The sequence below is a fragment of the Sphaerospermopsis aphanizomenoides BCCUSP55 genome (assembly GCF_001586785.1).
In the GTDB taxonomy this organism is placed as follows: Bacteria; Cyanobacteriota; Cyanobacteriia; order Cyanobacteriales; family Nostocaceae; genus Sphaerospermopsis_A; species Sphaerospermopsis_A aphanizomenoides_A.
Genome location: NZ_LUFH02000136.1, coordinates 1 through 13,234, shown reverse-complemented (window position 1 = coordinate 13,234; position 13,234 = coordinate 1). Strand labels below are relative to the sequence as shown.

9 protein-coding genes, 1 rRNA gene and 1 pseudogene are annotated in these 13,234 nt (G+C 39.4%); 6 read left to right on the top strand and 5 right to left on the bottom strand.

Going from position 1 to position 13,234, the window contains the following annotated elements:
- Nucleotides 1-66: 66 nt before the first annotated feature.
- Together A0J48_RS24050 and A0J48_RS24045 are read right to left on the bottom strand one after the other, a co-directional pair.
- Nucleotides 67-360 (bottom strand): annotated as a pseudogene (locus tag A0J48_RS24050) (hypothetical protein); the annotation flags it as partial.
- A gap of 55 nt (nucleotides 361-415) precedes the next feature.
- Complete coding sequence (locus A0J48_RS24045) at nucleotides 416-1,795, bottom strand: aminopeptidase P family protein (protein WP_200327113.1); 1,380 nt, start codon at nucleotides 1,793-1,795, stop codon at nucleotides 416-418.
- Between the two features lie 582 nt (nucleotides 1,796-2,377).
- On the opposite strand from A0J48_RS24045, the gene A0J48_RS24040 reads away from it, so the two are divergent.
- The 5 genes from A0J48_RS24040 (at nucleotide 2,378) to A0J48_RS24020 (ending at nucleotide 9,404) form a co-directional block, all read left to right on the top strand.
- The gene (locus tag A0J48_RS24040; RefSeq protein ID WP_200327112.1) at nucleotides 2,378-3,634 is read left to right on the top strand and encodes a tetratricopeptide repeat protein; all 1,257 of its coding nucleotides are present in this window, start codon (nucleotides 2,378-2,380) and stop codon (nucleotides 3,632-3,634) included.
- On the top strand, nucleotides 3,619-4,704 hold the full coding sequence (locus tag A0J48_RS24035) for a tetratricopeptide repeat protein (RefSeq protein WP_200327111.1): 1,086 nt from the start codon (nucleotides 3,619-3,621) through the stop codon (nucleotides 4,702-4,704). The genes A0J48_RS24040 and A0J48_RS24035 overlap by 16 nt, the downstream gene beginning before the upstream one ends.
- Nucleotides 4,689-7,907, top strand: coding sequence for a CHAT domain-containing tetratricopeptide repeat protein (locus A0J48_RS24030; RefSeq protein WP_200327110.1), 3,219 nt, complete (start codon nucleotides 4,689-4,691; stop codon nucleotides 7,905-7,907). Before A0J48_RS24035 ends, A0J48_RS24030 begins: the two co-directional genes overlap by 16 nt.
- Nucleotides 7,908-8,231: 324 nt before the next feature.
- Entirely contained in the window at nucleotides 8,232-8,672 is a 441-nt protein-coding gene (locus tag A0J48_RS24025; protein WP_200327109.1) for a hypothetical protein, read from the top strand.
- Complete coding sequence (locus tag A0J48_RS24020; protein WP_200327108.1) at nucleotides 8,673-9,404, top strand: transposase; 732 nt, start codon at nucleotides 8,673-8,675, stop codon at nucleotides 9,402-9,404.
- Nucleotides 9,405-9,524: 120 nt separating this feature from the next.
- Here the strand turns inward: A0J48_RS24020 and leuD are convergent, their stop codons facing one another.
- Both leuD and leuC read right to left on the bottom strand, forming a co-directional pair.
- A complete protein-coding gene (gene leuD / locus A0J48_RS24015; RefSeq protein ID WP_200327107.1) occupies nucleotides 9,525-10,130 on the bottom strand; it encodes a 3-isopropylmalate dehydratase small subunit in 606 nt (201 codons plus the stop codon).
- 122 nt (nucleotides 10,131-10,252) lie between these two features.
- Complete coding sequence (gene leuC / locus A0J48_RS24010; protein WP_200327106.1) at nucleotides 10,253-11,656, bottom strand: 3-isopropylmalate dehydratase large subunit; 1,404 nt, start codon at nucleotides 11,654-11,656, stop codon at nucleotides 10,253-10,255.
- Nucleotides 11,657-12,148: 492 nt separating this feature from the next.
- On the opposite strand from leuC, the gene A0J48_RS24005 reads away from it, so the two are divergent.
- The gene (locus A0J48_RS24005) at nucleotides 12,149-12,934 is read left to right on the top strand and encodes an HAD family hydrolase (RefSeq protein WP_200327105.1); all 786 of its coding nucleotides are present in this window, start codon (nucleotides 12,149-12,151) and stop codon (nucleotides 12,932-12,934) included.
- A 125-nt stretch (nucleotides 12,935-13,059) separates the two neighbouring features.
- Here the strand turns inward: A0J48_RS24005 and rrf are convergent.
- A 5S ribosomal RNA gene (rrf, locus tag A0J48_RS24000) occupies nucleotides 13,060-13,177 on the bottom strand.
- Nucleotides 13,178-13,234 lie beyond the last annotated feature (57 nt).

Below are 13,234 nucleotides of genomic sequence, written 5' to 3'. Positions count from 1 at the left end.
ATTTCTGCCTGACTACCCACTCAATTCTCCTCAACGTTTTTTTCGACTTTTTCAGCAAACCCTAGTTAACTCCCGCTTCATGATGCAAGAAATAATTTGACGTGCTGTTTTCGGATCGTTTTCAAACTGAGTCGGTGTTAATTCTTTCTTCAGACAAAATTTAGACCAACCTTTCAAAGTTTCTGGTTTAACTTGCCAGTCGCTATAATATCCAGGAGTTGGCTTTTTTTCCTGGGGTGCAGCTAGTCGCAAAGCCTCTACCATTGCTGCAACTTGGCTATCAGAAACAGGTTGCTGTGCTTGAGTTGACAAAGGCAATAGTCCTAAACTGATAATAACTCCGGCAAGTAGCGATCGCATTGGTTTGTTGTTCATGACTATCTACTTTTGTTAAAAACTATGAAGTTTTACAATACTATATTTTCCCTGGCATGGCTAATTCTTCTATATCATCAGCTTGATTAGGTAATGCGGCTGTTAAAACTTCGCTACCTGATTCTGTAACTAAAACATCATCTTCAATGCGAATTCCCCGCACATCAGCAAATTGTTCTAAACGTTCCCAATTCACTAAATATTGGTATTGATCACGCACTTTTGGATCATTTAAAATTCCGGGAACTTGATAAAATCCTGGTTCAATAGTTACTAACATTCCTGAACGTAAAGGACGATTTAACCGCAGGTAACTTAACCCGAAGCGATCGCTTCTTTTTCTTCCTTCTTCATACCCTGCTAAATCTCCCAAATCTTCCATATCATGCACATCTAAACCTAAAAGATGCCCGATACCGTGGGGGAAAAACAGTGCATGAAGATCCATTTTTACCAAATCTTCCGGCTTACCTCGTAAAATTCCCAAATCTACCAAACCTTCTGCAATTACAGTTGCAGCCACAAGATGAATATCCCCATATTCCACACCAGGGGCTATCTTCTCAATACAAGCATCATGGGCAGCTAAAACAATATCATAAATATCTCTTTGGGTAGATGAAAACTTCCCAGATACAGGCCAAGTGCGGGTAATATCAGCCGCCCAACCAGTCTCCGTTTCCGCGCCCACATCAGCTAAAAGTAAATCTCCTGGTTGCAGTGAATGGAAATAATGGTTATTGTGTAAAACCTCACCATGTACGGTAACAATACTAGTGTAAGCAGTTGTCAGATTCTGACCCATAATTACTGCTTCCATTGCCGCACGGACTTCTGCTTCTAGTTTCGCTGTACCTGTAGCAGCCATTCCCGCTTTGTGTGCTGCTACACTTACTTCCGCAGCTTTACGTAATTCTACCAAGGCGGCTGCATCATGGGTGAGACGTAAGGAAACAATAGCTTTGGCTAATTCTAAATCAATTCCTTGGGGTGGTTGTTGAGGTAAAATCCACCGATCTAATAATTGTGATTGCTGTGTCCAAGTCGCCGCATCTTGGACAGGAATAGTGGCAGCATTTTCCAAATAATCTTTTAATTCTGCCATCGGCCTAGCATCATCTGCGCCTATCTGTACAGCGATTTCCTCACGGCTAGGCGTTTCTCCGTGCCAAAGGGCGCTACTAGGGTGGGGGTCATCTATAAATAACTGTAGATTACCACTTTCTAGGCGAATAGCGGCATTTTGGAGAGGAATTCCAGCAAAATAAAGGAAATGACTACTAGGACGGAAAGGGAAAGTATTCGCGGGAAAGTTGCGGGAACTACTACCGCCAGACCAGAGAATTGCCGGAAAATCAATCAATTCTGCTAGTCGTTGACGACGGTGACGGAGGGTTGCTGAAAGGGTGGATGTGTGCATAAATTTTGAGGATAGTGTCAATAAGAATGGTGTGGGGGGTAGGGTTGAGGGGTAGGTTTTTAATACATGAAAGCTGATGTAATATTTCAGGAAGTTTACGGTATAGCTAAGTCAACAGTAACACGCTTAGAACTTACGCAAGACTAATGTATTTTCGTCATTGCGATCGCAGGAAATCTCAAACCCATATTTTTCGTAGCGTATACGTAATTCCTGACGCTTTTTGTGTGTAGTTTCCGGTGAAACATTGAAGAAAGTAGAAGAATATCTTTTCCTATAAGTGATATTTATCAATAAAAATCGTATTTTTCCTTAATATCAGGGTTTTCCTCACAAGTTCTTCAAATTTCATGTTTACCCTAAAACACAAGGGGATACCAATAAATAAATTATCAAATTTTGTGGGATAAGTTGATAGCCAATCCAGATTCCAGGTCAGGCAATATACCTACCCTGCAATAACTAATTGAACATTTTTTATTGGCAAGTTTCTGAACCCTTGTAAATATAAATTTTTGTATTTAAACCAATGCCATAAAGTCAGAAGTTCAATGCTACTTTTCGTCTATAGAGACAGAAATTATGGATAACGTAGTGCCAACAATTGAAGTCTTTCAATTTGCTCTCGTTCGTTACCGATTAGCTTTGGAATGTTTAAACTCTACTCAGACTTTCCTTTCAACCGAACAAGCATTGGAAATTTTATCAGCTAGGGATGCTCTCCAAAAACTTTTAAAAACTCAGGAGTCAATCCCTGTAGAATTCCTATCGCAATTAATGCAGCTTGATTCACAATTGAAACAAAAAGCTAGCAAGATAACTAAAGCTCTCGACTTGGTTGAGTGTCAGGAAAGTTTGCCTACACCTACTCAAGATTGGTGGTGGCATTTGGATGCTAAACAGGTTAATTGGTTAATCAAAGGTCTGAAAATAATTACCTGGACGGGTAGTTTGGGACTGTTGGCGAATATTGCCAGTCGCTTTCTGAGTGGCGGAGTGGGTGTTATTGGGGCAGCTGCGGTAGTTTTTCCCACTGTCTTGAGTTTACTTCAAGTTAGAAGTGAATTGACAGATGCGGGACGAGAAGGCTTTGAAAAATTTATCACTAAATTGGGAATTCCTCAACATAGTCGAGAAAGTGCAAAATTTTGCTCTCTCATCATTCTTTTTGGATTATTACTGGGCTTTTGGTTTGCTTTACCGCTAATTTCTCAAGCCTACTACAACCAGCAAGGAAAGAAAAACTACGAGCAGGGCAAGTTAGGAACAGCTGAAGAAAATTACTTGAGAGCCATTGCCTTAAATCCCGATAATGTAGATGCTCACTACAATTTGGGCAATCTTTATGAGGACTTGCAGCAGTTTGATAAAGCCCGCATTGAGTATCTAATCGCGGTTAAAGGAGAAATGCCAGAAGTTTATAATAACTTGGCTCGATTGTTTATTCAGAAGAAGGAATATCCCCAAGCAGTTGCTCTGCTACAACAAGGTCTTTTACAAACAGGAACACAGCACAGCCAACCTGAAGTTAAGTACAACATCTTTAAAAATTTGGGATGGGCGAGGTTTCAGCAAGGTCGAGATTTAGAGGCACAGCAGGCGCTGCAAGCTGCTATCGGCATTGCTAGCAATTCTGAATTTGCTAAATATATCAGCAACCCTGGTTCAGCGCATTGTTTGTTAGCTCAGGTGTTGGAACGGCAGAAGCAACCCTCAGCCATTGAACAGTGGCAACAATGCTGTCAGTTAGGGTCTACCCTTAATCCTGATGAAGATACTTGGTTACACTTAGCCCACAAGAAGTTACAGAAGGTTAGACAATCATGCAAAAAACAATAACTTTTAAAAGTTTAACTGGGGTCGTTTTCAGTCTAATGTGGCTTGGATTAGCTGTACCTGATCTTGCCCCTGCTCAAACAAATCCACCAGCATTGAATTTTATTTCTGAAATTAAAGGTGATGTGCAGATCAAGCGCAGTCAATGGAAAAGCTATCACAAAGCCAATGTGGGAGATTTACTCAATTTCTCCGACCAATTACAGCTAAGGACTGGTGCATCAGCAAAAGTAATGTGTAGCAATCTATCTGTTTGGCATCTGCGCGGTAATTCTCTGGCTAAAGTCGCCGATGGTTGTTCTTCAGGAATACTAACTGTTATCCGCCCTGGTCATCGAACCAACACCCGCAGTCCTAGCAATTCAATTCCCTACATTATCAGCCCACGAAACACAGCCCTACTTAATAACCGCCCAATATTGCGCTGGAATGGTGTTCCAGGGGCTACTCGCTATAAGGTGCAAGTAAAAGATGCTGGGTTATCTTTGGACTGGCAAACAGAAACTAGCAACACACAAATCGAATATCCTGGTCAACCTGTTTTACAACCAAATTTCTCTTATCTTCTCACTGTCGAAACCAACAAGGGAGATTCATCACGAGAAGATGGAGTTAAACTTAATTTTACTCTGTTGGATACACAAACTGCCGAGTCAGTACGAACAAAAGTTGCTATCTTAAAGCAACAAAAATTAACCCACGAAGCAGAAGGATTAGGATTAGCTTATCTGTATCAAAGTTATAACTTGAAATCGGAAGCCATCAACTTATTAGAAGATTTGGTGAAACGAGGAAGTCAAACAAGCGCAGTCTATCAATTTTTAGGTGATTTATATCTGCAAGTAGGATTGAGTAAGGAATCCAAAATTTCTTATATTAAGGCTTTAGAACAAGCCAAACTAAACAAAGATATAGAAGGGCAAGCTGAGGCACAAGTGCAATTAGGACTAACAGAGAATGATTTAAACAATAAAACTGAGGCAACCAGGTGGTTGACCCAAGCACAAACAAATTATCAAAAGTTAGGTGACACAATAAGATATGAGGAGGTAAAGCAATGGATAAACAAGTAGCAGTCAAATTCTTTCGGCAATTTACTAACACAAATAAGCATCAACCAACGTCTTTAGGATTTATCTTATTGGTGTGTTTATGCTTATGTTCAGAAACCGTTAATGCCTACTCTAAATCCACACGGAATTCTATCAACCCTACCCATCAACTTATGGTTGAAACCGATCCTCGTACTCAAGCACAAAAGCTTTTTGATGAAGGAATGAAATTATCTGAACAAGAGACATCAGATTCTTGGCGTGAGGCTATCAAGAAATATCAAGAAGCCCTTCAACTATTTAAAGTTGCTGGAGATCAAGCAGGAGAAGCTAAAACTTTAGGGAATCTTGGTATTACTTATTCCCAGTTAGGTGAAGAGCAGGAAGCACTTAATTATCTTAACCAAGCTCTAAATTTATCTCGGCTGCTAAACAATCGTGGTAATGAGATTGTTTCCCTTATCAGAATTGGTTTTGCTTACAAAAAAATGGGCGATTTTCAGCAAGCTATATCTTATTATCAGCAGGTAATTCCACTCATACGAGAAACAAAGAATAAACTTCAAGAAGCCCAGGTTTTGAGTCAAATTGGCTCGGTCTATCATAGCTTGGGAAATAAAGAGCAAGCTGTTACTTATTTTAATCAAGGCTTACTGTTGTTTCAAGAACAAAAAGAATTTGCCTCTGCTGCTCTTAATCTTCAGGAAATTGGACTTATCTACCTTGAATTTGGCGATCCTGAAAATGCTATAAAAAAATTCCAGCAGGCGCTACCACTCTGGCAAAAAACAGGTGAACCTGTCCGCGCAGCGTCAGCCCGTCAGATGATGGGGATTGCAAATAGCAATTTAGGTAACTATCAACAAGCAATTGATGACTGGAAACAATCATTTAATCTATTTAAAAATAACAGAAATAACCTTGAAGCTGCTGATATACTTCAGCTTTTAGGACAACTTTACAGACAATTAGGTGATGATAAACAAAGTATTGAGATGTATCAAGATGCACTTGCTCTCCAAGAAGAACTTAATAACAAGTCTGGTCAGGCGGAAATTCACTCAGAAATTGGCTTAACTTATTATTCTCGTGATGATTATAATCAAGCTCTTAGTGAATACAATAAATCTCTTCTCCTGTGGCGAGAATTGGGTAATAAGAGCGAGGAAGCTAGAATTATTAATGCTATTGCTACTGTGCATTACTGGTCAAAAAATTACCAAAAAGCAATAGATTATCTGATGGAAGCACTACCGATATTTCGCGCCGAAGGAATCAAAGACAGAGAAGCAGAAACACTTGGTAAACTAGCTTTGTACCATAGCCTGTTGAATGAAAAACCAAAAGCAATAGAATATGTCAATCAAGCAATTGCTATTACTCAAACTTTAAAATCATCCTACTATAAAGCTTTAGAATTTTCCCGTGCTGGTATGATTTATTTTTCATTGTCTGACTATCAGAAAGCACTAGATTATTATAATCAAGCTCTTCAACTTTATCGTCAGACAGGAAACATAAGTAGTGAAGCATCTACACTAGCTAGAATAGCTCAAATTGAACAAAACAAAGGCAACTTAGCTGAAGCCGAAAAGTCAATTAAAGCCTCTATTGAGATTATTGAAAAATTACGCACTAAGGTGATTAGTCCTGAACTGCGTCAAACCTATTTTTCTAGTGTCCAAGATTACTACCAATTTTGCATTAGCTTATTGATGAAGCTTCATGAAAAAGATTCATCGCAAGGCTATGATAAACAGGCTTTTAACTATAGTGAACGTTCCCGCGCTAGAACATTATTAGAACTGCTCACAGAAGCTAATGCCAATATTAAAGAAGGAGTAGATCCTCAATTATTGACGCAAGAAAAAAGCTTACAACGTCAAATTGACGCTATCGAAAAACAACGTATAGATATCAATAACAATCCTAATAGTAATACTCAACAAAAAACAACCATTGCTCAAGAACACAAAAATCTATTAAATAAGTATCAGGAGTTACAAAACCAAATCCGTAGTAAAAGCCCTAAATATGGGTCATTACAATATCCTCAACCTCTGACCTTAGAACAAGTTCAACAACAGATTTTAGATAAAGATACTATTTTATTACAGTATTCTTTAGGAGAAGAACGGAGTTATCTTTGGGTAGTCACTAAAGAGGATATGACCAGTTATCAACTTCCATCGCGTGGAGAGATAGAAAAGCAAGCCAAAAATTTTAATGACCAGATAAGACAGATAAACAACCAACAAGAATTTACTCAAGCAGAATCTTTAATTAGGAAAACCATTTTGACTCCTGTTAAGGATAAAATAACTAAAAAACGTATTTTAATTGTTGCAGATAGAGCATTACAATACGTTCCTTTTGCTGCACTTTCTCTTTCAGAAAATCAACAACCTCTTATTGCTGAACACGAGATTATTAATTTGCCTTCTAGTTCCAGTTTAGCAACTATTCGTAATGAAACTAAAGCTAGAAAATCTGCACCAAAAACGTTAGCTGTTTTAGCTGATCCTGTCTTCAGTTCTGATGATCAACGAGTACAACAAGCCAACAAGACTATTTCTCAAAATCTATCTGATTTAAGTCTACTTGCCCTTCAGCGTTCGCTCAGAAGCTCAGAAGATAATACATTACGTTCCCTGCCTGGAACTCGGAAAGAAGCAGAAGCTATCTTAAATCTCGTTCCTGAAACTACTCAAAAAACCTCTGCTTTTGACTTTGATGCTAATCTTTCTACTGCAACTAATCCTCAATTAAGTCAATATAAAATAGTCCATTTTGCAACTCATGGTATCTTTAATACCGAATCACCAGAATTATCTGGGGTGGTGCTTTCATTAGTAAATAAAAATGGCAAGACTGTTAATGGTTTCTTGCGTCTTAATGAAATCTTTAACCTTAATCTTCCAGCAGATTTGGTAGTAATAAGTGCCTGTGAAACTGGATTAGGTCAAGAAATCAAAGGAGAGGGATTAGTTGGATTAACCAGAGGTTTCATGTATGCGGCTTCGCCTCGTGTATTAGTAAGTTTATGGCAAGTAGACGATAAAGCAACATCAGAAATTATGACCAGATTTTATCGTTTAATGTTACAGAAGAAATTACCACCAGCAGAGGCATTGAGAGAGGCACAATTAGAGATGCAGCGAGAAACAGAGTGGAAATCTCCCTATTATTGGGCAGCTTTTGTTCTTCAGGGTGAGTGGCGATAGATATAGTATAACCTACAACTAATTACTGAAAATAAAATATAATATTCTCATGAGATTTATGAACAAGCTTCAAACCAGGAACACCGCAAAATCCAGGAGTGAACGTCGGCATACTGAGCAAGATTAAAGTAGGATTCATATAGAATCTTCAGGGGTCGACAAGCAAGATGAAACCAAGATAGGTAAAGGGTTTCAGGTGATAGACCTTCTCAAAAATATGGTGCTTATTGACAATAATGTACGGTTATTAAGCAGCTATCTAGAGAGTACAGTTTGATGGTAGAAAAGAATGGTCTCGTCAAAATAACAAGACCAAACAAAAAAATGCTACCGTCATTTTATCAAGAAATCCTCGAAAAATACCTGAGTAATAGACAGTTAATCACCCTGAAAATGCTGGTGTGGGTACTTCAAACTCAGAAAGAAGTGAGAATAGAAAGATTGGCTGCCAATCTACCGTTACCAATACAAGAAAACAGCCGTCGTCGTCATATACGTCATATACAAAGATTTTTGAACTCTAATAAATTGAGTGTGGTGCTGTTATGGTTTCCAATCATTGAAGTAATTTTAGCACGCTTATTTAAACCGCTTTCCCAATTGGTTATTGCTATAGATAGAACTCAGTGGAAAGACAACAATGTTTTGATGGTAAGTGTAATTTATCGAAAAAGAGCATTACCAATATATTGGTGTCTGCTAGATAAAAAAGGTTGCAGTAACTTCCAAGAGCAACAAAAAGTATTACGTCCGGTAATTAGGTGATTGAAACAATATGAATTAGTTATTATTGGTGATAGAGAATTTCATGGTGCTGAATTAAGGAAATGGTTACATAGTCAGGGTTTGAAGTATATCTTCAGACAGAAAAAAGATACCACATTTCGAGAAAAAAGACACTCATTTCAACCTCTAAGTTCAATTCCTATTTATCCTGGAGGTCAGAGATTTTATGAAAATGTTAAGCTCACACAAGAGCAAGGTTTTGGTCGTTGTAATTTAGCCGTTTATTGGAAACGGAAGTATCGCGGTAAGCAAGAATTAGAACCTTGGTATTTATCAACTAATCTCACAGATATATCATCAACCATCAAAATATATGGTCAACGTTTTGGAATTGAGGCTATGTTTAAAGATTGTAAAACTGGGGGTTACAATTTAGAAGGTTCTCAAGCTTCTCCCGATAGACTTGTACGCCTGATTTTATTGATTGCTTTATCTATGACTTCTGCATGGTTACAAGGTCAAAAAACTCAAGCTCAAAGAAAACAATCTTATGTTTGTCGTTCTACAGAACAGAAAAGAATCAGAAGAAGACATAGTGCTTTTTGGATTGGTTTGTACGGTTCTAGTTGGATAGTTTCCATGAATCAGTGCCAAGAATTGGTTTTTTTAATGATGGCTTTGGTATGGCTACGCCACGCAAGCTATCGCAATAAGCTGCCATTTTATCAACAGGGTCTGAGGGCTATGATGCTTATCCAGCAACCTTTTTAGCTTCTTTGTCGCCCCCTCAACTCGTGCAGTTTAAACAAAGCTCAGTTAATGTCCGACGGGATACCGGGAGTTGCAGAGAAGCCCACACTGTATGCTTGCATCTGTGTGGGAGTATGTCTCTTAAGCCGCCAATTTACCCCAGGCAATGTAAGGTAATTTTGTTGCTGTTGCTTTTACCTGTTCTGCATTTGCTACCAACTGTCCGCAAGCATCCCAAGTCCCAGAAACAAAGGCGGTTTTTGTGCCTTCACTCATTGCCACTGGGAAGGTTAAATCTCCACTAGATACTTGCAATTTTTCCACATCTATGGTAATAGCTGCTTGAGGATCAGCTGTGACTAATTCTTGCAGTTGTTTAACTATGGACGCTTCAGCAGTGACACAAGGTATACCCATTGCCACACAGTTACCAAAAAAGATTTCGGCGAAGCTTTCACCAATGACGGCTTTTATTCCCCATTTAGCTAATGCTTGGGGTGCGTGTTCTCTTGATGAACCACAGCCAAAGTTACGGTTAACTATTAATACTTTCGCGCCTTGATATTGGGTTTGGTCGAAAGGATGTTGACCGTTTAAAGCTTTCCTGTCGTCGATAAATACGCCTTCTCCTAAGCCGTCAAAGGTGATGGCTTTTAAGTAGCGGGCAGGTATAATTCTGTCTGTGTCGATATCATCGCCAATTAAAGGAACGGCGCGATCGCTGATCTGTCTAATTTCACTTACCATTTTAGGGAATAGGGAATAGGGAATAGTGGAGGCAAAAGGCAAAAGGCAAAAGGCAAGAGGCAAGAGGAAAAAGGAAAATAATCTATTCTCTTCGCTGTCACCTGTCACCTGTCACCTGTCACCTACAAAAGTTCTCGCACGTCAGCAACTTCTCCTTTAATAGCCGCAGTTGCTACCATCGCGGGACTCATAAGTAAGGTACGACCGGAAGCAGAACCTTGTCTTCCTTTAAAGTTGCGGTTGGAGGAGGAGGCGCTAATTTGTCTCCCTTGTAGTTTGTCTGGGTTCATGGCTAAACACATGGAACACCCTGGTTCTCTCCACTCAAAACCTGCCTCCACAAAGATTTGATCCAGTCCTTCGGCTTCGGCTTCTTTTTTCACTCTTTCTGAACCAGGAACAACAAAGGCTTTCACACCCTCTGCAACTTTGCGACCTTGGGCTATTTTGGCTGCTTCTCTTAAGTCGCTGATGCGTCCATTGGTGCAACTACCAATAAAGCAAACATCAATTTTTGTCCCTTGGATGGGTTGACCTGGGTACAAGTCCATGTAGCGATAGGCTTCTTCGGCAACAAAGCGGTCTTCTTCTGCTAGTTCTGCGGCTGCGGGGACTTTTTGATCAACACCAATTCCTTGACCGGGTGTAATTCCCCAGGTGACAGTGGGAGGAATATCTTCAGCATTAAATACTACTACATCATCATATTCGGCATTGGCATCACTCCGCAGAGATTCCCACCAAGCAACGGCTTTATCCCAGTCTGCACCTTGGGGAGCGAAATCTCGATTTTGCAGATAGTCGTAAGTAATTTGGTCAGGGTTAACATATCCGCATCTTGCACCACCTTCAATGGCCATGTTACAAACGGTCATCCGTTCTTCCATGTTCATCTGTGCAAAGGTCGTTCCTGAAAATTCGTAAGCGTAGCCTACACCACCTTTTACTCCCAAGGTGCGGATGATATGTAGAATTACGTCTTTGGCGTAAACTCCAGGTTTAAGTTTGCCGTTAACTTCTATTTTGCGGACTTTGAGTTTAGATAATGCTAGGGTTTGGGAGGCGAGAACGTCTCTAACTTGACTTGTACCGATACCAAAGGCGATCGCTCCAAACGCACCATGACTAGATGTATGGCTATCTCCACAAGCTATAGTCATTCCCGGTTGAGTCAGTCCCAATTCCGGGGCGATAACGTGAACTATACCTTGATTTCCTGAACCAATATTGTAAAAAGTTATGTCATTTTCTTGACAACTTTTTTCTAAAGCCTGGATCATTTCTTCCGCCATGCTATCCAAAAAGGGACGAGCTTGGTTATCGGTAGGCACGATATGATCAACTGTGGCCACAGTCCTTTGTGGAAACAATACTTTTAAACCCCTTTCTTTGAGCATAGCAAAGGCTTGGGGACTGGTAACTTCATGGATAAGGTGGAGGCCAATAAATAGTTGCGTTAGTCCTGATGGAAGTGTACCAACGGTGTGTATGTCCCAAACTTTGTCAAACAGAGTTCCCTTGCTCATACGTCAATCTATGTTAAAGGAGTCGGATTTCTAATTTTATCAGAAAACAGCACATCGGAGCAGTTGCCGCTGTTGAAATGTATACTATATTTGTTCTGCTCCCAATCTATCATTTTCAAAATCAGGATTAAACAGTTAACAGAATTTAGGATGCAGTAAAAGCTGATCTCAAAACGTAATATAGGCATCCAGTTTGATTCCTGATAGCGTAGCGTGGCGTAAGCCATAAATACTTGTGTAGGCAGGCAAGAGGCAAGAGGCAAAAGGCAAAAGGGTTGTAGAAGATTTAGGTGTACGGAGTTTTGTTCAATAATCAAATATTAGTCCTATATTACTTTATAGATATTGCTATTCGCATTCCCCAGGGTATTCTTCATTTAGCTTGCTTTGCAATTTCCAAAACAATTCATTCTTTTCTCTTTTGATAACAACCTTACCTAAATTAATTGCAGTTCAGGTAAGCTAAAAATAGCAGTTTTCATCCTCAAAACAATGACAGTAAATAGTCCCACAATTTTAGCCTTAGACTTTGATGGAGTGATTTGCGATGGACTAATTGAATATTTTGAGGTAGCATGGCGTACCTACTGTCAACTATGGTCATCTGCTAAAAATACACCACCAGATGATTTAGCTTTGAGATTTTATCGTTTACGTCCTGTAATTGAAACAGGTTGGGAGATGCCTGTTTTAATTGCAGCTTTAATAGAAGGCTTCGCTGATGATAAAATTCTGCAACAATGGACAAGTATAACTTCACAAATATTAGCAGCATCTAATTTAGATGCAAAAGAAATTGCCCTAAAACTTGATACTATCCGCGATGAATGGATAAGCACAGATTTAGATGGTTGGCTAAGTATGCATAAATTCTATCCTGGTGTGATAGAAAGACTAAAAATAACTCTTACTAGTCACGTTAACTTGTATATTGTCACTACTAAAGAAGGACGTTTCGTCCAGCAACTGCTACAAAAAGAAGGAGTTAATTTACCACCAGCAGCGATTTTTGGAAAAGAAGTAAAACGCCCAAAATATGAAACTTTACGAGAATTACTTGAGCAAACCCAACCAAAATCCGTAAATTTATGGTTCGTAGAAGATAGACTTAAAACATTACAGTTAATTCAAAAGCAATCTGACTTAGATCATGTACAACTTTTCTTAGCAGATTGGGGTTACAATACCCAATTAGAAAGGCAAATGGGACAAAATGATCCACGCATTCATCTCATCTCACTTTCCCAGTTTGCCCATGATTTTTCCCAGTGGATTTGATATATTTAGTTAGTTTGTTGTCTCCTATCTTGTGCCTCAGATGCAGTGGTAGGTAGACAAAATTATAGACACAAAAAACAAACCCTCTCATTAAATCAATAATGAGAGGGTTCGTATAATAATAGACCTGGCATAGAGCTATTTTGGCGTGGGGCAACCCCCAGACTATCGTCGCCGTGGCAGCGTTTCACCTCTGAGTTCGGGAAGGGATCAGTGTGGGACCACCGCGCAATCAACACCAGGAAAACCTGTCGATTTTGGATTTTGGATTTTGGATTTTAGATTGGAATTATCAATCGC